This is a genomic window from Polynucleobacter sp. AP-Melu-500A-A1 (assembly GCF_018882125.1).
Classification (GTDB): Bacteria; Pseudomonadota; Gammaproteobacteria; order Burkholderiales; family Burkholderiaceae; genus Polynucleobacter.
The window spans coordinates 324,589-347,505 of the sequence record NZ_JACVOZ010000003.1; the positions used below are offsets into that span (position 1 = coordinate 324,589).

The 22,917-nt window shown below is 45.2% G+C and carries 22 protein-coding genes; 12 read left to right on the forward strand and 10 right to left on the reverse strand.

Annotated features, from left to right (window positions below):
• Window positions 1–12 precede the first annotated feature (12 nt).
• The 4 genes from ICN38_RS08120 to clpB form a co-directional block, all read right to left on the reverse strand.
• Window positions 13–450 (reverse strand): HIT family protein, encoded by a 438-nt coding sequence (locus ICN38_RS08120; protein WP_216256563.1) that lies wholly within the window; start codon window positions 448–450, stop codon window positions 13–15.
• Window positions 451–556: 106 nt separating this feature from the next.
• The gene (gene aceA, locus ICN38_RS08125; protein WP_216256564.1) at window positions 557–1,855 is read right to left on the reverse strand and encodes an isocitrate lyase; all 1,299 of its coding nucleotides are present in this window, start codon (window positions 1,853–1,855) and stop codon (window positions 557–559) included.
• Window positions 1,856–2,136: 281 nt separating this feature from the next.
• Window positions 2,137–3,372, reverse strand: a complete 1,236-nt coding sequence (locus tag ICN38_RS08130) for an MFS transporter (RefSeq protein WP_216256565.1) — start codon at window positions 3,370–3,372, stop codon at window positions 2,137–2,139.
• A gap of 58 nt (window positions 3,373–3,430) precedes the next feature.
• The gene (gene clpB, locus ICN38_RS08135; RefSeq protein ID WP_216256566.1) at window positions 3,431–6,034 is read right to left on the reverse strand and encodes an ATP-dependent chaperone ClpB; all 2,604 of its coding nucleotides are present in this window, start codon (window positions 6,032–6,034) and stop codon (window positions 3,431–3,433) included.
• A 105-nt stretch (window positions 6,035–6,139) separates the two neighbouring features.
• Here clpB and ICN38_RS08140 point away from each other — a divergent pair, with 105 nt between their 5' ends.
• Window positions 6,140–6,385, forward strand: coding sequence for a GIY-YIG nuclease family protein (locus ICN38_RS08140; RefSeq protein ID WP_216256567.1), 246 nt, complete (start codon window positions 6,140–6,142; stop codon window positions 6,383–6,385).
• A 7-nt stretch (window positions 6,386–6,392) separates the two neighbouring features.
• Here ICN38_RS08140 and moaE read toward each other — a convergent pair whose 3' ends face one another.
• From moaE to ICN38_RS08170, 6 genes are read right to left on the reverse strand one after another with little or no spacing between them, the layout of a single operon-like run.
• On the reverse strand, window positions 6,393–6,848 hold the full coding sequence (gene moaE, locus ICN38_RS08145) for a molybdopterin synthase catalytic subunit MoaE (protein WP_216256568.1): 456 nt from the start codon (window positions 6,846–6,848) through the stop codon (window positions 6,393–6,395).
• Between the two features lies 1 nt (window position 6,849).
• Window positions 6,850–7,107: a molybdopterin converting factor subunit 1 gene (moaD, locus tag ICN38_RS08150; RefSeq protein ID WP_216256569.1), complete on the reverse strand. Its 258-nt coding sequence runs from the start codon at window positions 7,105–7,107 to the stop codon at window positions 6,850–6,852.
• An 18-nt stretch (window positions 7,108–7,125) separates the two neighbouring features.
• A complete protein-coding gene (glp, locus tag ICN38_RS08155; protein ID WP_216256570.1) occupies window positions 7,126–8,367 on the reverse strand; it encodes a gephyrin-like molybdotransferase Glp in 1,242 nt (413 codons plus the stop codon).
• Window positions 8,368–8,395: 28 nt separating this feature from the next.
• Window positions 8,396–9,838 (reverse strand): threonine synthase, encoded by a 1,443-nt coding sequence (thrC, locus tag ICN38_RS08160; protein WP_216256571.1) that lies wholly within the window; start codon window positions 9,836–9,838, stop codon window positions 8,396–8,398.
• Between the two features lie 9 nt (window positions 9,839–9,847).
• Window positions 9,848–11,158 carry a homoserine dehydrogenase gene (locus ICN38_RS08165; RefSeq protein WP_216256572.1) on the reverse strand — a complete coding sequence of 437 codons (1,311 nt, stop codon included), beginning with the start codon at window positions 11,156–11,158 and terminating at the stop codon, window positions 9,848–9,850.
• Window positions 11,155–12,411, reverse strand: coding sequence for an aminotransferase class I/II-fold pyridoxal phosphate-dependent enzyme (locus ICN38_RS08170; protein ID WP_216256573.1), 1,257 nt, complete (start codon window positions 12,409–12,411; stop codon window positions 11,155–11,157). Before ICN38_RS08170 ends, ICN38_RS08165 begins: the two co-directional genes overlap by 4 nt.
• A 79-nt stretch (window positions 12,412–12,490) precedes the next feature.
• Here ICN38_RS08170 and ICN38_RS08175 point away from each other — a divergent pair, with 79 nt between their 5' ends.
• The 11 genes from ICN38_RS08175 to ICN38_RS08225 all read left to right on the forward strand — a co-directional run bounded on the left by ICN38_RS08175 (window position 12,491) and on the right by ICN38_RS08225 (window position 22,904).
• Window positions 12,491–12,871 (forward strand): Mth938-like domain-containing protein, encoded by a 381-nt coding sequence (locus ICN38_RS08175; protein ID WP_216256574.1) that lies wholly within the window; start codon window positions 12,491–12,493, stop codon window positions 12,869–12,871.
• Window positions 12,868–14,562, forward strand: a complete 1,695-nt coding sequence (locus tag ICN38_RS08180) for a glycosyltransferase family 39 protein (RefSeq protein WP_216256575.1) — start codon at window positions 12,868–12,870, stop codon at window positions 14,560–14,562. Before ICN38_RS08175 ends, ICN38_RS08180 begins: the two co-directional genes overlap by 4 nt.
• A 9-nt stretch (window positions 14,563–14,571) precedes the next feature.
• A complete protein-coding gene (locus tag ICN38_RS08185) occupies window positions 14,572–15,738 on the forward strand; it encodes a DegT/DnrJ/EryC1/StrS aminotransferase family protein (RefSeq protein WP_216256576.1) in 1,167 nt (388 codons plus the stop codon).
• Window positions 15,739–15,779: 41 nt separating this feature from the next.
• Window positions 15,780–16,742: a glycosyltransferase gene (locus tag ICN38_RS08190; protein ID WP_216256577.1), complete on the forward strand. Its 963-nt coding sequence runs from the start codon at window positions 15,780–15,782 to the stop codon at window positions 16,740–16,742.
• Window positions 16,743–17,615 carry a formyltransferase gene (locus ICN38_RS08195; RefSeq protein ID WP_216256578.1) on the forward strand — a complete coding sequence of 291 codons (873 nt, stop codon included), beginning with the start codon at window positions 16,743–16,745 and terminating at the stop codon, window positions 17,613–17,615.
• Window positions 17,616–17,635: 20 nt separating this feature from the next.
• Window positions 17,636–18,682: a bifunctional UDP-4-keto-pentose/UDP-xylose synthase gene (locus ICN38_RS08200; protein ID WP_216256579.1), complete on the forward strand. Its 1,047-nt coding sequence runs from the start codon at window positions 17,636–17,638 to the stop codon at window positions 18,680–18,682.
• Between the two features lie 11 nt (window positions 18,683–18,693).
• Window positions 18,694–19,629, forward strand: coding sequence for a polysaccharide deacetylase family protein (locus tag ICN38_RS08205; RefSeq protein ID WP_216256580.1), 936 nt, complete (start codon window positions 18,694–18,696; stop codon window positions 19,627–19,629).
• A 17-nt stretch (window positions 19,630–19,646) separates the two neighbouring features.
• Window positions 19,647–20,111, forward strand: coding sequence for a peroxiredoxin (locus ICN38_RS08210; RefSeq protein WP_216256581.1), 465 nt, complete (start codon window positions 19,647–19,649; stop codon window positions 20,109–20,111).
• A 239-nt stretch (window positions 20,112–20,350) separates the two neighbouring features.
• The gene (locus ICN38_RS08215; protein ID WP_216256582.1) at window positions 20,351–22,000 is read left to right on the forward strand and encodes a PhoH family protein; all 1,650 of its coding nucleotides are present in this window, start codon (window positions 20,351–20,353) and stop codon (window positions 21,998–22,000) included.
• The gene (locus tag ICN38_RS08220) at window positions 21,957–22,517 is read left to right on the forward strand and encodes a C40 family peptidase (protein ID WP_370624385.1); all 561 of its coding nucleotides are present in this window, start codon (window positions 21,957–21,959) and stop codon (window positions 22,515–22,517) included. The genes ICN38_RS08215 and ICN38_RS08220 overlap by 44 nt, the downstream gene beginning before the upstream one ends.
• A gap of 120 nt (window positions 22,518–22,637) precedes the next feature.
• Complete coding sequence (locus tag ICN38_RS08225) at window positions 22,638–22,904, forward strand: hypothetical protein (RefSeq protein ID WP_216256583.1); 267 nt, start codon at window positions 22,638–22,640, stop codon at window positions 22,902–22,904.
• Window positions 22,905–22,917 lie beyond the last annotated feature (13 nt).

A 22,917-nucleotide genomic window follows, 5' to 3' on the forward strand; every position in this document is an offset into this window, starting at 1 on the left:
TTTATATAGCCACTAATATAACCGAGAAATCTTCCCTCGAATCACATCAGGCAGCTCTAGGGAGGCTTTACGTCGTTCAGCAAGAATCGCTGGGGGTGTTTCTTGAATCCTGGCTGACCAAATAGATCCAGGAAAGAATGCATCATCTTTAAAACGAGGAATCACATGCCAATGAATATGTGGAACCATATTTCCAAGAGCAGCGAGATTTACCTTGGAAGGCTTCATCACATGACGAACAGCTTCCTCCACTACAAATACCAAATGCATTAAATGCTCTCGCTCACCATGACTAAGCTCAGTCATATCAGCTTGATGACGATTCCAAATCACACGGCAAAATCCGGGTAGATCATGGTCGTTCACTAAGATAACTCTGCAGTCATCACCGCGCCATACCAGCTCATCCTCATTAGGCTTTAAATCAGCACAAAGTACGCAATTCTCCATCTGCTGAATGTAAACGAAAACGGCATCTAAGTCACCCTTGTGAGGTTATTTAGATGCCGCGGCAGTATTGGTGCTACTGCTACTACAGACTACTTAGGGATTCTCATTAGTGAAACTGCTCTTCTTCGGTAGAGCCCGTCAATGCTGTTACTGAAGACTTGCCACCCTGAATCACGGTAGTGACATCATCGAAGTAACCAGTTCCAACTTCTTGCTGATGCGAAACGAAGGTATATCCACGATCACGTGCAGCAAATTCTGGCTCTTGTACTTTCTCGATGTATGCAGTCATACCACGTTGCATGTAGTCTTGCGCCAAGTCGAACATGTTGTACCACATCGAATGAATACCAGCCAATGTAATAAATTGATACTTGTAACCCATTGCGCCTAATTCGCGCTGGAACTTAGCAATAGTGGCATCATCCAAATTCTTCTTCCAGTTGAAAGAGGGTGAGCAGTTGTAAGCCAACATTTTTCCAGGGAACTTCGCACGAATTGCTTCAGCAAACTGACGAGCAAAATCAAGATCAGGTGTACCTGTTTCACACCAAACCATATCAGCATATGCAGCGTAAGCTAAGCCACGTGAGATTGCCTGATCCAAGCCCTTACGAGTCTTGTAAAAGCCTTCTGGTGTTCGCTCACCCGTAAGGAATGGCTTGTCGTTTTCATCATAATCAGATGTCAACAAATCAGCAGCCTCAGCATCGGTACGAGCCAAAATAATGGTTGAAACACCCATCACATCAGCCGCTAAGCGTGCAGAAATTAACTTCTGAACTGACTCGGCTGTAGGCAACAATACTTTGCCACCTAAGTGACCGCACTTTTTAACAGAAGATAATTGATCTTCAAAGTGAACGCCAGCCGCACCTTGTTTGATCAATGCTTTACTTAATTCAAATGCATTCAATACGCCACCAAACCCAGCCTCAGCATCGGCAACGATTGGCGCAAAATACTCGATATAGCCTGCATCGCCCTTGTTAATACCTTTAGCTGTTTGAATTTCATCAGCACGTTGGAATGAGTTATTGATACGCTCAACCATCTTCGGTACGGAATCAACTGGATATAAAGATTGATCTGGATACATCGCTGCATACGAGTTACCGTCTGCAGCAACTTGCCAGCCTGATAAGTAAATTGCTTGTACACCAGCTTTTACTTGTTGCATGGCTTGTCCACCAGTCAATGCACCCAAACAGTTTACGTAAGCTTCGTTATTGACCAACTCCCAGAGTCTCTCTGCGCCATGCTTAGCCAGAGTGTGTTCAATCTTCAATGAGCCACGAAGACGAACCACATCTTCCGCTGTATAGCCGCGGGTAATACCTTTCCAACGTGGGTTGGTATCCCAATCTTTTTGAATAGCTGCGATTTCTGCTTTGCGATCTGCCATGTTTTTCTCCCTAAGTTAAACAAGTACTTCAAATTTTGAGAACCTTAAGACCTATTTAAGTCTTATGTCTTATATAAGAGTTTAGAGAGTTCAAAAAACCAAGCAAGAGAAATTTACAGTCATTAAAAAAATTTTTAATTATTTAAAATCAATAACTTACATCTTAAATATCACAATATGATAATGAAGATCATTGATTGAAATGGACAGCAAGGGTAAATGTTGCGCTGCATTTTACGCAGGGAAACGACGTTTCACATTATGAGAATACTTAAGACCCATTAAGCTACTTGAGCCCTAGTCTTGGAAGTTACTTTCAAGACGGTGGGAATAATCATTAATTGGAAAAGGGCAATACCTATGAATAGTGCCTTGGGTAAGCCGGCGTCCATAAAGAATCCAAAGATAAAAGGTCCTACAGCTGCGCCCAGATCAATCCCAGAATAAACGATGCCATATACCCTTCCGGATACACCTTGTGGTGTTACCTGCTTTACCAAGAGGTCGCGTGATGGTGCTAGGACACCATAACCAAAACCAATAATGCAGAACAGTATAGGAATGAGATCCATAGGAGTGGATCCACCAGCAAGAAGTAAAGACATCAAAATTGTTAAGGAGAGACAAGAGGAAACAATCTTTTGTGGCGCTTTTAATTTTGCTGCCAAATAGCCGCCAAATAAAACGCCAGCGGCACTTCCTAAGGCTAGCAATGTGATGAAATAACTACCAACACTAATGGCAACGCCATATATTTCAAAGAGAGCAGTAGGAGCGAATGATTGCAAACTAGAAGTGGCGGCCATACTAAAGAAAAAGAACATCCAGCATAACCAAACTGCCGGTAATTTTAAAAACGCAAATGCACTATCTGGAAATCCGCTAGGGTTAGCGGCTTGTGCGCTGGCTTGACTTTCTGCACGACGCTCCTGAACGTTGTCGATCAATTTACTGCGATTTATCCAGAGTATGAATAAAACGCAGGCCTCCAATACAGCAGCGGATAAGAAAGCAATGCGCCAACCTGAAAGCTCAGCAATACCCACCATAAATGCAGGGGCTGCAGCCCATCCTAGATAGCCAGTGACGCCATGCATGGAATACGCATAAGGCAAATTTGGAGGTGAGACTTTGTGATTAATTAAGGTGAAATCCACCGGATGAAAGATGCCGTTACCGCAACCTGCAATGACTGCGCCCAGGATCAACATCGCATAACCATTACTTTGTGAATATGTGAGGGCGGCTAAGGCAAGTAAACCAACTCCTGCAAACAATACGGGTCTGGCACCAATGCGATCAACTAAAAAACCGGAGGAAGCTTGCGCTACACAAGACACCACAAAGAAAATTGACATCAGCAAGCCAAGCTCGGCATAACTTAGCGCAAATGCATCCTTTAACCATGGAAACATGGAAGGAAGAATTAAATGAAAAAAATGGGAGCTACCGTGAGCCAGGCTAATCAAAGCAATAACCCGGACATCACTGGCGCGCCTACTAAGCGTAACAGTCATGTTCCGAGTTTACTGGTGCAGGCAAATTCCTGCTTATTTGCTGCAGTGCTGCAAAATATTAGTGAACTTGACGAGTAAAACTAAAGTCACCTTTTTTATCCACATCCACAGGAACTACATCTTGCGGACCAAATTTGCCTTCAAGGATCATTTTGGATACAGGGTTCTCAATATGCTGCTGAATTGCCCGCTTGAGAGGGCGAGCACCAAACACAGGATCAAAACCCACTTCAGCGATCTTATTCAAAGCAGCATCACTCACTTCAAGTTGCATATCAACTTTTGCCAATCGATCCGATAGGTTCTTCAGCAAGATCTTGGCGATATTAGCAATGTTGCCTTTATCTAAGCCATGGAAGACGACAATCTCATCGATTCGGTTTAAGAACTCCGGACGGAAGTGACTCTTGAGTTCCTCAAACACTGCATCTTTAATCTCAGACTGTTTCTTATTAGCCATAGACTGAATTAAATGGGATCCGATATTACTGGTCATCACAATCACCGTATTTTTAAAGTCCACTGTGCGGCCCTGACCATCAGTCAAGCGTCCATCGTCTAATACTTGTAAGAGCACATTAAAAACATCTGGATGGGCTTTTTCGATCTCATCAAAAAGAATCACACTGTATGGGTGGCGACGCACTTTTTCAGTTAAATAGCCACCCTCTTCATAACCCACATAACCGGGAGGCGCACCGATCAAACGAGCAACACTGTGCTTCTCCATAAATTCACTCATATCAATTCGGATGAGGTGATCTTCGCTATCAAACAAAAATCCAGCCAAGGCTTTACAAAGCTCCGTCTTACCAACGCCTGTAGGACCAAGGAATAAGAATGAACCATATGGACGATTTTCCTCAGCCAGACCTGCACGGGAACGACGAATTGCATCAGAGACGGCACGAATAGCCTCTTCCTGACCAACAACACGTTTATGTAATAACTCTTCCATCTTGAGCAATTTATCGCGCTCACCTTGCATCATCTTAGATACCGGAATGCCGGTTGCACGAGAAACTACCTCTGCAATTTCTTCTGCACCGACTTGGGTTCGTAAGAGCTTGTTTTTAACCACGCCATCTTTATCACCTTTGGCTTCTGCTGCTGCCGCAGACTTGAGTTTTGCCTCTAGCTCAGGCAGCTTGCCATACTGCAGCTCAGCAACCTGCTCTAGTTTTCCATCACGCTGCAGTCTTGTAATATCAGCCCGAACTTTTTCAATTTCTTCTTTTAGATTGGCAGCGCCTAATACGGCACCCTTTTCTGCCTTCCAGATTTCTTCTAAGTCAGCATACTCAGCCCCAAGGCGCTTGATTTCATCTTCAATGAGCCCTAAACGTTTTTGCGAAGCTTCATCTTTCTCTTTTTTCACAGCCTCACGCTCAATCTTTAACTGAATGAGACGACGCTCTAATTTATCCATTACTTCAGGCTTAGAATCAATCTCCATCCGAATACGCGAACCAGCCTCGTCAATCAAATCAATTGCCTTATCTGGTAAGAATCGATCAGTAATGTAGCGATGTGATAGCTCAGCTGCTGCCACGATTGCTGGATCAGTGATCTCAATACCATGATGCAATTCATAGCGCTCTTGTAAGCCGCGCAAGATTGCAATGGTTGCTTCAACACTAGGCTCATCAACCATGACTTTTTGGAAGCGTCTCTCTAGGGCAGGATCTTTTTCAATGTACTTGCGGTACTCATCCAAAGTAGTGGCGCCGATGCAATGCAATTCGCCGCGTGCCAAAGCAGGCTTGAGCATGTTTCCAGCATCCATTGCGCCATCACCCTTACCAGCGCCCACCATCGTATGAATTTCATCAATAAAGATGATGGTTTGACCTTCGTCTTTAGCAACATCACTTAACACTGCCTTAAGGCGCTCTTCAAACTCACCGCGATACTTAGCGCCTGCCAATAACAAGGCCATATCAAGCACTAGAACACGTTTGTTTTTTAAAGTTTCCGGTACTTCACCATTGACAATACGTTGAGCCAAACCTTCTACGATGGCAGTTTTACCTACCCCCGGCTCCCCAATGAGCACCGGATTATTTTTGCCCCGACGCTGCAAAATCTGGATGGTGCGACGAATCTCATCATCACGTCCAATCACGGGATCCAACTTACCAGCGCGAGCGCGTTCAGTTAAATCGACGGTATATTTCTTCAAAGCTTCACGTTGACCTTCAGCATCTGCACTATTCACTGACTCTCCTCCGCGCACTAAATCAATAGCGGCTTCTAATGATTTACGATTCAATCCATTCTCTCGGGCAACTTTGCCCAGCTCACCCTTATCATCCGCAACTACCAGCAAGAACAACTCGCCAGCAATAAATTGATCATTGCGTTTATTGGCCTCTTTTTCACATAAGTTCAGCCAATTGCTTAAGTCACGCCCGACCTGAACCTCGCCACTAGTACCTTGCACCTCTGGCAAATTACTAATGATTTTTTCAATACCTTTTTCAAGGCCTGGCACATTTACGCCTGCCCTGGTGAGTAAACTCTTGGCAGCACCATCTGAATCACGCAACATCGCCAACAGCACATGTGCTGGCTCAATATATTGATTATCTTTAGCCAAGGCCAAACTTTGAGCCTCGCTCAGGGCCTCTTGAAATTTAGTTGTTAATTTATCTATTCTCATTTTTTGCTCCCCATCTACTCCATGAATATCTACCTATAGAATATAGGGGCATTCTTAACAATTTCAAGTGTTTTAGCCCCTTTTTAAGCGAATTTATCCCTCATTTTGACCTGGCTTGTTTATCTCCTGAAATGCTCAGATGGCAGCTTTTATGCTGGCATTACCAACCGGCTTGAACATCGGCTAGATGCCCATAACTCAGGTCAAGGCGCCCGTTATACAAGATCACGTAGACCAGTAATCCTTTTGGCAACACAAGAGCATCCTGATCGATCTGAAGCTTCCAAGGCTGAGGCCAAATTGAAGCAATTGCCTAGGTCTGAAAAATTAGCGTTTTTTAAGAATGCTTAAGTAAAGGCTACTTCTTTTCCCAGCGAACCATTGCAGCATCGTCAGTCACCCGGGCATCGACCCAACGAGCGCCATCGGGTGTATCTTCTTTCTTCCAGAATGGTGCTGCCGTCTTGAGGTAGTCCATGATGAACTCACAAGCCGCAAATGCCTCTCCTCTATGGGCGCTAGTTACCGCCACCAAAACAATTTGATCTTCGGGTAGTAATGGGCCAATACGATGTATTACTAAAGACTCATATATGTCCCAACGAGATTTGGCCTGATCCAAAATTTCTTGAAGGGCTTTTTCAGTCATGCCTGAGTAATGCTCTAGAGTCAGCTCTATAACTTGACTGCCTTCATTCATATCTCGCACAGTGCCCAAGAAACTGACGACGGCACCTACACGCGGATCACCTTTACGCAGCGCTGCAATTTCAGTACTGATATCAAAATCCTTCTCTTGGATACGAATATTCAATTTACCCCCCTGTTACTGGCGGAAAGAAAGCAACTTCAGCACCCTCTTGCAAAGGAGTATGGGCATCTACCATTTGATGATTTAACGCGCAGCGCAGTACCTTGCCTTCCGCTAGGACTTCTGCCCAAGCGCCTCCCCGATCAGCCAAGAACAAGCGAAGCTGTGCAATCGTTTTCACGGAGTCCGGGACGGAGAGATCCTCCTCGGATACCTTGAGAGCCTCACGTAAGGAAGCGAAAAATTTCAATTCGAGCTGCATTGGGTAATCCTAAACCGATTAGGCTAAAAGCGCATTAAACGGAATGTATTTCACCACGTCACCAGCCTTGATAGGCTGACCTGGAGGGCAATCTACTAAGCCATCACCCCAAGAGGCGCTGGTTAGAACGCCAGAGCTCTGATTCGGGAATAAATCTAGACCGCCTTGATCGTTCACCTTAACACGCAAGAACTCATTACGGCGATCGGCTTTGAGCCAATCAAAATCAGCACGCATTGGATAAGATTGCATAGGTCTTACATGTTGTCCCTGTAGCTTCAAGATAAAAGGGCGCACAAACAAAAGAAAGGTAACGAAACTGGAAACTGGATTTCCTGGAAGACCAATAAACCATGCTTCACCATCAGCAGGCTTCTCAGCTCTACGCACCGCCCCAAATGCAAGAGGCTTACCGGGCTTAATGGCAATTTGCCAAAGATCCAATCTACCTTCGGCGGTTACAGAAGGTTTGATGTGATCTTCCTCGCCAACCGAAACGCCACCTGAAGTAATGATGAGATCATGATCTTTACTCGCTAGACGCAAGGCTTGTTTAGTTGCATCTAAACTATCAGGAACAATACCAAGATCAGTAGCATCACAACCCAGAGACTTGAGGCACGCCAATAAAGTATCTCGATTGGAGTTATATATCCCGCCGGGTTTTAGGGACTCACCGGGTAAGGCTAATTCATCGCCAGTAAAGAATGCAGCAACTTTAACGCGGCGCTTTACATTTAAATGTGTGAGACCTCCAGAGGCAGCAACGCCAAGTTCTTGTGGACGTAAAAATGTTCCCGCAGTCAACGCAGTTTGACCCGCAGTTAAATCCTCGCCTCTGCGACGGATCCACTGTCCCTGCATCGGAACAATGTTGACTTGAACCAAACCGCTTGAGCCCTCAGGAATCGAGCAATCTTCTTGCATGACTACCGCATCAGCGCCAGGAGGAATGGGAGCACCCGTAAAAATTCTGGCAACCGTACCAGGCTCTAATGGCGTCCCCATAGAACCTGCAGGAATGCGTTGAGCAATTTTTAGAGTTTGTCCAGGAGTAGCGGTATCAGCGCAGCGCACTGCGTAACCATCCATTGAGGTGTTGTCTAAGGGAGGTACATCGACAAAACTATTGACGCTCTTGGCAAGCACGCGACCCAGTGCTGCTTGCATTGGAATATCTTCACTCTGCTCAACAGCTTTAGCATGCGAGAGCAGATGGTCTAAAGCCTGCTGTGCAGTCAACATCGGTGGCTTTGTCATCAGAATATAAGTCAGTACTTTTAAATGATTAAATGAGATGCGTCGTAATAAATGCTTTTACTTGATTAACATCCGCATCAATATTTTCTACGCGCTGTGGCTTAGATTTAATGTCTTTAAAGGCAGGTGGGCATTGAGCAGGACGGCCCAAAGCTTCTAAAATAGTCTCTTCAAACTTAATGGGTAGGGCAGTCTCAAGCACTAACATCGGAATACCAGCTTGTAAGTGATCACGGGCAACTTTAACGCCATCAGCAGTATGCGTATCTATCATCACGCCATATTGCTTTTCAATATTGCGAATGGTTTCCAAACGATTGGCATGGGTACTACGACCAGATTGGAAGCCATATTTACCCAGCTCTTTAAATACCGCTGCTTGTGAAATGTCAAAACCACCAGTCTCATCGACTTTCTTAAATATAGCAGCCGTCGCAATACCGTCTTGACCCATAAATTCATAAACAAAGCGCTCAAAGTTACTGGCTTTGGAGATATCCATTGATGGACTGGATGTGTGCAGTGTTTCTGCGGATTTCCGCGCACGATAAACACCAGTGCGAAAGAATTCATCTAACACATCGTTCTCATTGGTCGCCACAATCAAATGCTCGATAGGCAAACCCATCATACGAGCGATATGGCCAGCACAGACGTTTCCAAAATTACCGGATGGTACCGTGAATGAAACTTTCTCAGTGCTAGACTTGGTGGCTAATAAATAGCCTTGGAAGTAATACACCACTTGGGCAACGACACGGCCCCAATTAATGGAGTTCACTGTACCAATTTGATTTTTGGCTTTGAAGGCATGGTCATTGCTCACCGCCTTAACAATATCCTGACAATCATCAAAAACACCGGCTACTGCTAAGTTAAAAATATTCGGGTCTTGCAGGGAATACATCTGAGCAGATTGAAATGAACTCATCTTGCCTCGTGGAGACAACATAAATACTTTGACGCCCTCCTTGCCACGCATGGCATACTCCGCCGCGCTTCCTGTGTCACCTGATGTAGCGCCCAAAATATTCAGGTGTTGACCGTTTTTCTTTAGGGCATATTCAAAAAGATTGCCTAATAACTGCATAGCCATATCTTTAAATGCCAAGGTTGGGCCATTTGAAAGACTAAGAAGGCCAATACGTGTGCCCTGCTCTTCCCCCAACCAATGCAAAGGGGTAATGTCTTTAGCATCATCTTGGGGGCGTCCATTGCAATAAACCTGCTCGGTATAGGTTTTACGCAATAGGGCACGCAAATCATGCTCAGGAATATCATCACAGTACAAACTCAAGACCTCATATGCTAGATCAGCATATGACCAGCCGCGCCATGAATCTAGTTGAGCTGCAGTGACCTTTGGGTATTGTGCGGGCAAATACAATCCACCATCTGGGGCCAAACCACCCAACAGAATTTCTAAGAAAGATTGTTGCGGACTATTGCCACGTGTCGATTGATAACGCATGTATTTAAATTAAGACAAATTTTCTAAGCGGATCTTCACAACTTCGCCAGCAACCGTTTTGAGATTCTGAATCTCTTTAATCGCCGCAAGCATGCTCTTTTCTTTAGTTTCATGAGTTAAGACAACCAAATCAGTCTGGCTTTCACCCTCATCTGCCTCTTTTTGTAAGAGCGCATCGATCGAAACCCCATGAGCAGCCAAAATCTTGGTGATATCAGCTAATACGCCAGCTTGGTCGGCTACACGTAAACGCAAGTAGTAGCTGGTTGTAATTTCTCCAATCGGCAAGACTGGTGTGTCATGAACTGCATCCGGCTGGAAAGCTAAATACGGCACACGATGCTCAGCATCAGCGCTTAGAAGTCGTGTGATATCAACTAAATCCGCAATGACTGCAGATGCAGTTGGCTCAGAGCCTGCACCTTTGCCGTAATACAAGGTAGTGCCTACTGCATCGCCGAAAACCTGAACTGCATTCATGGCACCTTCAACGTTAGCGATCAAGCGCTTGGTTGGTATTAAGGTCGGATGGACACGCAGTTCAACCCCGGTAGTTGTCTTCTTAGCGATACCAAGCAACTTAATACGGTAACCCAACTGTTCCGCATAACGGATATCAATTGCAGCTAACTTAGTAATACCTTCAATGTGTGCTTTTTCAAATTGCATTGGAATACCAAAGGCAATAGCACTCATAATGGTTGCCTTGTGGGCTGCGTCAATACCCTCAATATCAAACGTTGGATCGGCTTCTGCATAACCTAAGCGTTGGGCTTCTATGAGAACAGTTTCAAAGTCCAGGCCTTTATCACGCATTTCTGACAGAATGAAATTGGTGGTGCCGTTAATAATGCCGGCGATCCATTCGATACGATTTGCAGTTAAGCCTTCACGCAAGGCTTTAATAATTGGTATACCGCCAGCAACAGCAGCCTCGAATGCAACCATCACACCCTTGGCATGGGCTGCCTTGAAAATCTCATTACCGTGAACTGCGATCAAAGCCTTATTCGCAGTAACAACATGCTTGCCTGCAGCAATCGCTTCTAATACTAAGTCCTTAGCAATGCCGTAACCCCCAATGAGTTCGACGACAATATCGATCTCAGGGTTATTAATCACAGCACGAGCATCGCCCACCACTTGTGCGCGATCTTGAACAAGCTCTTTGGCTCGCTCTACATTGAGATCGGCAACAGTATTGATGCGGATACCACGACCTGCACGACGTTGAATTTCATCTTGATTACGCTCAAGCACAGTGAACACGCCACCACCAACGGTACCAATACCTAATAGACCTACTTGAATTGGTTTCATGATGCCTTTACTGCAGTTGAGGAAACCTTGCGGCCATGTTTATTACGATAGCGCTCTAAAAAACGTGCGAGGCGATTAATTGCCTCCTTGAGAACATCTTCATGAGGTAAGAACACTATGCGGAAGTGATCGGATTTTCCCCAGTTGAAGCCAGAGCCCTGAACCAACAGCACTTTCTCTTCTTTCAAAAGATCCGCTACAAACTGTTGATCATCCACAATGGGATATATCTCTGGATCTAATTTAGGAAATAGATACAAAGCAGATTTTGGTTTTACACAAGTAACGCCAGGAATTTCTGTAATCAGTTTCCAGGCAAGATCGCGCTGCCGTGCCAAACGACCACCTTCGCTAACCAGATCATTAATGCTTTGATAACCGCCCAATGCTGTTTGAATTGCATACTGCCCCGGAACATTTGCACACAGGCGCATCGAGGCCAGCATATTCAGACCTTCAATATAGTCGCGTACCATTTCTTTATCACCTGAGACCACCATCCAGCCTGCACGGTAGCCGCATGAGCGGTAATTTTTAGACAGGCCATTGAAGGTGATGACAACAACATCAGTCGATAAGGATGCTAATGAAATGTGTTTCTCTGCGTCATACAACATCTTGTCGTAGATTTCGTCTGCAAACAAAATGAGTCCATGTTCACGAGCAATTTGCGTGAGCTCAAGCAACACTTCTTTTGAATAAATAGCACCAGTAGGATTATTGGGATTAATTACTACTATCGCTTTGGTGCGCGACGTAATTTTTTTACGCAGATCAGTTAAGTCGGGGGCCCACTCTTTAGATTCATCACAAAGATAATGAACCGGGGTGCCGCCAGATAAACTGACTGCTGCTGTCCAAAGTGGGTAGTCTGGTGCGGGCACCAATACTTCATCGCCATCATTGAGCAAAGCATTCATGGAAAGCACAATGAGTTCAGACACACCATTACCGGTATACACGTCGTCTAATGCCACGCCTTGAATATCTTTTTCTTGGCAATACTGCATGATGGCCTTACGTGCGGCAAAAATACCTTTAGAGTCCGAATAAGCAGATGCGTTGCTCAAATTTCGGATCATGTCTAATTGAATCTCTTCAGGGGGGTCAAAACCAAAAACCCCTACATTTCCAATGTTTAATTTGATGATTTTGTGACCCTCTTCCTCCATGCGCTGAGCAAGCTCAAGCACTGGCCCACGAATGTCGTAACAGACGTTATCGAGTTTTTGAGACTTTAGGATGGGTTTCACAATAAATTAAAGGGTAAGTTCTTGAAATCTGAGAAAAAACAGCTAGCTATAATCCACATAATTATGACAGAGAGTCCACTTGAAGCTTCAATCTGACCCCCATTCTGGAGCCAATACGATCACGGGCTATGGCCCTGGCTATGTAGAGATCAATCAAACTCCCTATAGCCATCCAGTGCTCCTGAGCTCTAATGGCGCCATCGCAGAATGGCCAGTTCAGTCTTTTGAAGGCCTAACTGCCACCCACTTTGCTCAAATGGTGGATCTAAAGCCTGAATTGATCCTGATTGGTACGGGTACCCGTCAACGCTTTCCCAGCCCGGAACTCTTAAAACCGCTCATTTCTGCCAAGATTGGCTTTGAAGTGATGAATTCGCAAGCTGCCTGTCGCACCTACAATATTTTGGTGGGCGAAGGACGTCAAGTCGTTTTGGCCTTGATTGTGGAGCCTGCTGAATGAACTTTGGGCAAATTCGCCAATCTTCGGCACTGCATCCCGGAAAAATTCTGCTACTGATACTCGTCTACGGCTTGATCTGGTTTGGTACTCTCAACTACCGTCACCTCATTCCATCAGATGAGGGACGCTATGCTGAAATGGCGCGGGAGATGCTAGTTACAGGTGATTGGATTACACCGCGCTATAACGGCTATAAATACTTTGAAAAACCACCGCTCCAAATTTGGGCTACCGCAGTTGCATTTCAAGCATTTGGTTTAGGCGAATGGCAAGCGCGCCTTTGGACTGGACTGACTGGCTTTATGACCATCTTAGTCATTGGCTTTACTGGAGCAAAAATTTATAGCGCAAGAGCTGGATGGCTTGGCGCCTTAGTTCTTGCGTCTAGCCCAATGTGGATTATCAGTGGTCACTTCAACTCACTTGATATGGCGCTCTCTGCATTTTTAATGAGTGCCCTATGCAGTCTCTTGTTAGCGCAAACCGCCAATACTCAATCTGCTTGTCGAAATTGGATGTGGGTTTGCTGGAGCATGATGGCTTTAGCAACGCTTTCCAAAGGTCTGATTGGTGCTGCCATTCCAGCGATGGTCTTCATTGCTTATTCCATCAGTGCTTGGGACTGGAAAATATGGTCGCGCCTATATTTAATTAGTGGCACGATTATTTTCTTGATTATTACCGCACCTTGGTTTGTATTCATTGCTCAGCGGAACCCAGAGTTTTTAGAATTCTTTTTCATACATGAACATCTTCAACGCTTTACTGACGAAGCCCATAGCAGAACAGGTCCTATTTATTACTTTGTGCCATTGCTACTGATTGGCATGCTGCCCTGGATCTTTCAAATCCCTGGTGCTATTGCACAAGCTTGGACAGAGCGTAGGCGTGAGTTTTCGAGTGGCTGGCTCTTGGTATGCTGGGCTGTAGTGATCTTTGCTTTTTTTAGTGTGTCACGCTCTAAGTTGCCTGGTTACATTATTCCCATCTTCCCTGCGCTGGCTATGTTGATCGGAGCTCGCTTAGATCGCTTGCTAGGTAACAACAATTCACTTCATCTTCCATGGAAAATTCAAACTCTGGGCTTTGCATTATTGGGCTGTGTTGGATTTTTCTTTATTTCTGAAATCAGCACACAAGCAAGACCCGATGAAATTGAGGCCTATGCGCAATACGTCTATTGGGTCATCATTGCCCTCATTATTCTCATTGGCTTTAGCGGACTGGCAGCTTGGCAAAGTAAACGCAACGGTCTTCGAAGCATTGTCAGTTTTGCTATTGGCCTTTTCCTTTGCACCATCATTGCAGGTACTGGCCATGAAACGCTTGGTCGAGCTGTATCGGGTATTGATCTCGCGCAGCGCGTCAAACCATTAATCCCTGCCAATGTGAACATCTATTCCGTTCGCATGCTAGATCACACGCTGCCCTTTTACCTTGGCCGAACGATGATCATGGTGGAATCCCCAGATGAATTGGAATTTGGGGTCAATCAAGAACCAGCGCTTTGGATGCCAACGCTAGATGCGTTTATAGAGCGCTGGAAAGAAGATCAAGCCTCTTATGCATTAATGGTTCCTGAGCAATACAGCGCATTACAGAAGATCAACTTTCCAATGCAAGAAGTGGATCGAGATTCTCGAAGAGTGATTGTGAAACATCCCGATAACGCTAGCTTCCCGCAACAATAAAGGCTCATCATGTCAGCATCACAACCTGCATTTATTCCTTTTACATGCCCCAGCTTTAATCAAGAAACGATTGATGCTGTTGCAGAGGTTCTCCGCTCGGGATGGGTTACCTCGGGCCCTAAGTTGGCTGAGTTTGAGGCAAGGCTTTCTGATTATTTTGGCGGGCGTCCTGTACGCTGCTTTGCAAATGGCACTGCGACGATGAAGATTGCATTGCAAGTTACTGGTATTGGTGAGGGTGATGAAGTCATTACCACTCCGATTTCATGGGTTGCAACCTCTAACGTCATTCTCAGTGTTGGCGCAAAACCGGTCTTTGTAGATATTGATCCCCTCACTCGAAATATTGACCTCCAAAAAGTTGCTTTAGCGATCACCCCTAAAACCCGCGCCATCATGCCAGTTTATTTGGCAGGACTACCGGTGGATATGGATAAGCTCTATGACCTAGCACAGCAACACAATCTGCGCGTGATTGAAGACGCAGCGCAAGCCTTTGGATCTCTTTGGAGCGGTAAGAAGATTGGGAGCTTTGGTGATCTCGTGAGCTTTAGTTTCCAGGCTAATAAAAATCTGACCACTGTTGAGGGTGGCTGTCTCGTACTGAACAATCTTGATGAAGCAAAGCTGGCAGAAAAATTTCGCTTGCAAGGACTTACCCGCCAAGGAATGGATAGTATGGATGTTGATGTATTGGGCGGTAAAGATAACCTTACTGACGTGAATGCAGTCATTGGTCTGGAGCAACTAAAACAATTACCCGCTTATCAATCCCGACGTGCTGAACTCGCACGCCAATACTTTGATGTCCTTCGTGGTGAACTTCAGACCGCCGGCTTGGAAGATTTAGAGCTGGAACTGCCCGTAGAAAACTTTACTGAAACGAATTGGCACATGTTTCAGGTACTACTACCACTTGAGCAATTAAGAGTGGACCGCGCCCAGGTGATGACCGAACTCAAAGCGCTAGGGATTGGCACTGGCGTGCATTACCCCATCATTACCGGTTTTACCCTTTACAAGAATCTAGGCTATCAAGCCGAAGATACCCCCATTGCAAACCGTATTGGACATTCGATTCTGACCTTACCCTTATTTCCAGCCATGGCGAATGAGGATATTGGCCGCATTGCAAAGGGTTTAGTAGGAATTCTGAAAAAACATCGCAAAAACTAAGGAACTTGGGGCTAACCCGCAAGATCAGGCAAAATTAAGGCATGACTGCAAATTTAGCCGCCCAGCCAACGCTCAGTATTGTTATTCCTGTTTATAACGAGGAAGATGGCCTCCAAGCTTTATTCGATCGCCTTTATCCCGCATTAGATATTGTTGCCGCCAAACGGAGTATTCCCTACGAAATTATCTTTATTAATGATGGCAGCAAAGATCGCTCTGCCGGCATTTTAGCCAAACAAGTAGAGCTTAGGCCTGATGTCACGCGCGCAGTTTTATTTCATAGCAACTTTGGGCAACACATGGCCATCATGGCTGGCTTTGAATATGCTAAAGGTAAATACATCATTACCTTAGATGCAGACCTTCAAAATCCACCCGAAGAAATTGATGCGCTCACTGAGCAGCTTCTGAAAGGTCATGATTATGTCGGCACCATTCGCGCCCATCGTCAAGACACCTTCTTTAGAAAGCTTGCTTCACGCGCCATGAATCGTCTACGCGAAAGTATTACCCGCATCAAGATGACTGACCAAGGTTGTATGTTGCGTGGCTATAGCCGCCGCATTATTGACTTAGTTCGCCAATGTGATGAAAGCAATACTTTTATTCCAGCGCTAGCTTATACATTCGCTTCGAACCCTACAGAAATCACCGTTAAGCATGAAGAGCGTTTTGCTGGAGAATCTAAATACACGCTTTATCAACTGATTCGCTTGAACTTTGATTTAGTGACGGGCTTCTCAGTAGTGCCCTTACAAATCTTCTCAATTTTAGGTATGTTGCTCGCCCTTGCCGCAGGTAGTTTATTTGCCTATTTACTTTTTCGCCGCTTTCTTTTGGGTGCAGAGGTTGAAGGTGTCTTTACCTTGTTTGCGCTTACCTTCTTCTTAATTGGGGTCATGCTCTTTGGCTTAGGATTACTCGGTGAATATATTGGCCGCATCTACCAACAAGTCAGACAACGCCCAAGATATGTCGTGCAAACTGTTTTAGAGAAAAAATAATTGCACGCCGTCGTCTTTGCCTATCATGATGTGGGTGTTCATTGTCTGAAGGCGCTTTTAGTAGCAGGCATCAAGATTGATTTAGTGGTGACACACCAAGATGACCCCAATGAAAATGTATGGTTTGCCAGTGTTAGCAAACTCTGTTCCGAACAACAAATCCCCTATGTGATGCCAAACGCCACGGAACTGCCTAATTTAATTCCTCAACTTCAAGCGCTAGCACCTGACTATATTTTTTCCTTCTACTATCGTAATATGATTCCTGCGCAGATTTTGGCATGCGCAAAGATTGCGGCATTAAATATGCATGGTTCACTCTTGCCGAAATACCGGGGACGTGCGCCTATTAACTGGGCAATCCTCCATGGTGAATCTAAAACTGGCGCTACTTTGCATGTGATGGAAGCCAAACCAGATGCGGGTGATATTGTTGCTCAGGCAGAAGTCAGTATTGGTCCAGATGAAACTGCCACTGATGTCTTTGCTAAAGTTAGCCAAGCAGCTGTTAGCGTAATTAACGTCGTATTGCCTGATCTTATTCTGGGGAAAGTTCCTCATCAGCTAAACGACTTATCTAAAGGCAGTTATTTTGGTGGTCGCAAGCCATCAGATGGTCTAATTCATTGGGATCAAAGTGCTCAACAGATCCATAACCTCGTCAGAGCCGTCGCACCCCCTTATCCGGGCGCATTTACCGACTGGCAGGGCCAAACCATGATTGTGGCCCGCTCAAGCCTACAAGGGCCTTTTCCGGCGGAGCTCGATCTTGGGGCTCGTGGCATCCAAGTGGTTGATAATCGGGTATTCGGCATTTGTGGTGACCACCAGGCCCTTGAAATCCTGGAATGGTTCCCAGCAAAGACACATTAGATTAAAACGAGGCAGTAAAGATGAAAAAAGTACTCATTCTTGGGGTTAATGGCTTCATTGGCCACCACCTTTCAAAACGTATTCTTGAGACCACCGACTGGGATGTCTATGGCATGGATATGCAGCATGACCGCCTAGGCGATCTCGTAAACCATCCTCGCATGCATTTCTTTGAGGGCGATATCACTATCAATAAAGAGTGGGTTGAGTATCACATCCGCAAATGCGATGTGATCTTGCCTTTAGTAGCCATTGCGACACCAGCTACTTATGTACAGCAGCCTCTCAAAGTATTCGAACTGGATTTTGAAGCCAATCTTCCGATCGTTCGCTCTGCAGTGAAATACAAAAAACATTTGGTTTTCCCCTCCACCTCTGAAGTGTATGGTATGTGTGAAGACAGTGCATTTGATCCATCGACATCAAATATGGTTTATGGCCCAATCAATAAACCGCGCTGGATTTACGCCTGCTCCAAACAGTTAATGGATCGCGTGATTTGGGGTTATGGCATGGAAGGCTTGCGCTTTACCCTGTTCCGCCCATTCAATTGGATTGGTCCTGGCCTTGACAGCATCTATACCCCAAAAGAGGGCTCGTCACGAGTTGTAACTCAGTTCTTAGGTCACATTGTTCGCGGCGAACCAATCAACTTAGTTGACGGCGGCGCTCAAAAGCGCGCATTCACTTATGTTGATGATGGTATTGATGCATTAATGCGCATCATTGACAACCAAGATGGTATTGCTGATGGCAAGATCTATAACATCGGCAACCCTAAGAATAATCATTCGGTACGCGATCTCGCTAATCAAATGCTCGAGATTGCTCGCAGTATTCCTGAATATGCCAAGACTGCAAATGAAGTTACGATTTTAGAAACTACTTCGGGTGCCTACTATGGTGAAGGCTATCAGGATGTCCAAAACCGCGTACCTGCAATTGACAACACTATGAGCGAACTGGGTTGGAAACCAAGCACTACCATGACCGATGCGCTCAAGAATATTTTTGAAGCCTATCGCCAGGATGTGGAAAAAGCCCGCCATTTGGTTGATACGGAATAACTCGGTAGTTCATGGCCAAAATTGCACTAAAGGTTGATATTGATACCTTACGCGGAACCCAAGAAGGGGCGCCAAATTTAGCGCGTACTCTTGAGCGTTTTGGTTTAAAGGCTACCTTCTTATTTAGCTTGGGGCCAGACCATACAGGGTGGGCCTTAAAGCGCGTCTTTCGTCCAGGCTTTCTACAAAAAGTAAGTCGCACCTCTGTAGTGGAACACTACGGTATCAAGACATTGCTATATGGTGTTTTACTGCCTGGGCCAGATATTGGAAAACAAGCAGCTGCAGAAATGCGGGCAATTGACCAGGCTGGTCACGAGGCTGGTATTCATGCGTGGGATCACGTCGCTTGGCATGATGAAGTCCGCAATAAAGATACTAAGTGGACTAAAGCGATGATGCAAAAAAGTTGGGATCGCTTTTTAGAAATCTTTGGTCACGCCCCTAAAACTTATGGTGCTGCAGGATGGCAAATGAATGAAGTAGCCTTTGAGCAACTAGATGAATGGGGTATTCAATACTCTTCAGACGGCAGAGCTGAAGCAAACTTGATACCTTATCGCTTAGCCTTACCCTCTGGTAAGTCTAAGCATGTTCAATACCCCACTACGCTTCCTACCTTAGATGAGCTCATCGGGGTGGATGATGCGGATGAGTTTGGGGCCGTAGACAAGCTACTGGCAATAACGCAAAGTAATCCAAATGATCAAGTGTTTACCCTCCATGCCGAACTTGAAGGTCAAAAGCTATTGCCTGCCTTTGAAAAACTCGTTATTGGTTGGCTTAACCAAGGCCATGATTTGGTGACCATGGGCGAACTTCACCAATCTTGGGAAGCCACCAAACAACTAGATAAAATAGCAGTACTTCCGCTGACTTGGGGGGAAATACCCCATCGCAGCGGTGAACTCATTATTCAGAATAATGAAACCCTAGAGATAAACTAACTAACAAAGGATCATTTATGTCAGTAGCCATCGGTAAACCCATCCCCCATTGCGCTGTCCCTGCTACATCTGGACTGACTTTCACTCCAGCTTCTGCGCAAGGTAAAAAGCTCGTCATTTATTTTTACCCCAAAGACATGACGCCTGGCTGCACAGCCGAGTCTGGTGAATTTAGGGACAATATTGATGCCTTTTCAAAAGCCAATACCCTGGTAGTAGGGGTTTCCCGTGATAGCCTCAAATCACACGATAACTTTCGTAGCAAATTACAGCTTCCCTTCGAGTTAGTTGCTGATACAGAAGAAAAGCTCTGCCAACTCTTTGGTGTGATGAAGATGAAAAATATGTACGGCAAGCAGGTCCGCGGGGTTGAGCGCAGCACCTTCCTGTTTGACTCCTCTGGCAAGCTCGTAAAAGAGTGGCGCGGTATCAAGGTTCCAGGTCATGTGACAGAGGTATTACAAGCAGCCCAAGCTATCTAATAATTTTTACAAAAAATTTGCTCTTAGGTGCTTGCAAACCCCAAAAAATGGGGTAAAGTAAATCTATATGCACCGCAAGCGACGGGAAAGTCTGACAATCCGTTTGAATCAGAAGCCTGAATATTTCAGAACAGGTATGGAGAGCAACCCCCGCCATTTTTTAGACTTCGCTGCAATTCGTTTCGTAATAAACCGCCAAAGCACTTCGCTTGGCGGTTTTTTCTTTTAGGAGAGTCTGCATGCCATTGCCACCCATCCCAACTCAAATTGCTGATCAAGTAAAACTGAATCGCAAGGACACCCCTGATTTAAAGAAACGTCCTGCCACAGCAAAAGCAGTAGTGATGGAAACCTCTGATTGGACCAATGATGTAGAAGAAGACTTTTCTGCGGCTGAAGTAGCGCTTGAAAAAATTAAGAGTGATCGCAGCCCTTTTGATGGCGACAGAAAAGAATCTGTACCTGCAAAACCAAAACGTGTAATCCGCACAGGACCACCGAGCTTATTCGTTCTAGATACAAACGTCCTGATGCATGATCCAAGCTCGCTGTTCCGTTTCTCTGAACATGACTTATATCTGCCAATGACCACTCTAGAAGAGCTGGATAACCATAAGAAAGGCATGACCGAAGTCGCACGCAATGCCCGCACGGTCAGCAGATCGCTCGATCAGTTAATTGCAGGAACAAGCGGTACTTTGGATGAGGGTATCCCACTCAATAAGCTGGGTAACCATGATGTCTCAGGACGTCTCTTCTTCCAAACCAAACTCTCCACACAGCCTTTGCCTGAGGGGCTACCTGAGGGTAAAGGTGATAACCTGATTTTGGCAGTAGTCAGTGAGCTTCAGAAAACCCGCAATGGTCAAGAAGTCGTGTTGGTATCAAAAGATATCAACATGCGCATCAAAGCACGTGCCCTCGGTTTACCAGCTGAAGATTATTTCAATGATCAAGTATTAGAAGATCGTGACCTGATGTATTCAGGAGTGATGACTTTGCCTGCAGATTTCTGGCCAAAACATGGCAAGGATATGGAAAGTTGGTCTGACTCAAAATCTGGCACCATGTTCTACCGTGTAACAGGACCTTCCGTTCTAAGCATGCTAGTAAATCAATTTGTATATCAAGAAAATCCGGATGGCTCAACCCCGTTCTACGCACAGGTACGAGAGATCAATGGTAAAACAGCCCTCCTACAAACATTAAGAGATTTTTCTCACCAAAAGAATAATGTCTGGAGCGTAACGGCCCGTAACCGTGAGCAAAACTTTGCCATGAATTTGCTCATGAATCCTGATATCGACTTTGTGACACTTTTAGGTCAGGCTGGCACTGGAAAAACCTTACTGGCCTTGGCTTCTGGCCTAGAGCAAGTGCTTGATAGCAAACGCTATAACGAAATCATTATCACCCGTGCCACAGTTCCAGTTGGCGAAGATATTGGTTTCTTACCAGGAACCGAGGAAGAAAAAATGCAACCTTGGATGGGTGCATTTGATGACAATCTTGAGGTTCTTCAACGCAATGATGATAGTGCGGGAGAATGGGGTCGCGCAGCAACTCAAGAACTGATCCGGTCACGTATAAAGGTAAAGAGTATGAACTTTATGCGAGGCAGAACTTTTGTGAGTAAGTTTGTCATTATCGACGAAGCGCAAAACTTAACACCAAAACAAATGAAGACTTTGGTAACCCGTGCAGGCCCAGGGACCAAGATTATTTGTCTAGGCAATATTGCACAGATCGATACTCCTTACTTAACTGAAGGCTCATCTGGTCTAACCTATGTAGTCGATCGCTTTAAAGGTTGGCGCCATAGTGGTCACGTGACACTTGCGCGTGGTGAGCGTTCACGTCTTGCGGATCATGCAGCTGACGCACTGTAATCAAGCCCTCTCATGCCGCACTCTCATTGGGTGCGGCATTTTTATTTGCGCGCTTTTATTCTTGAATGGCTGTAGTACGTTTAGTGGAAGATCTGCCAGTTCTAAAGTTTCTCAATTTAAGCAAGATACGAGTGTAGGTACTGAAGACATCTCGATTGCCGCAGTGGGCCTAGTAGGCGTGCCTTATCGCTATGGCGGAAACAATCCTAAAGCGGGTTTTGACTGTAGCGGACTCATTGGGTATGTATATCTTAAATCTGCAAATATCAAATTGCCCCGCACGATACAGGATATGAGCACCAAAGGAAAAGGGATTGATGATCAAGCCCCAGCCCCGGGTGATCTTGTCTTCTTTAACACCACTGGCGATAAATACTCCCATGCTGGAATTTATGTAGGTCAGGGACGCTTTGTCCATGCACCAAGCTCAGGTGGTACTGTCCGGCTTGAACAAATAGAGAGCCCCTATTGGGCATCTAGATTTACAGAAGCTAGAAGATTAGCAGCATCAAAATAAATTCTCACTAGAGACAATATCTTTGTCTTATTCTCGGAATATGATGGTCACAAAGTAGGAAATCATTTACTTTGTAGTCTGTAGTAGCAATGTTGATTCCAAACCATCAGGAGAAATCGTATGAAAAAGTTCCTCATCGCTTTAAGTATTGCATTGAGTTTTTCTGCTTCCGCATTTGCAGCAACACAAGCGGAGTGTGAAGCAAAGGCAGTAAGCAAGGATGGCAAACCCATTTATGGTGCCGCTAAAGAAGCTTCCATTAAAAAATGTATGGGTGGCGCACCTGCTGCTCCTGATTGTGAAGCAAAAGCAGTGAGCAAAGATGGTAAGCCACTATATGGCGCAGCCAAAGAAGCTTCTATTAAGAAATGTGAAGGCGGCAAGTAAATCTTTTTATCGC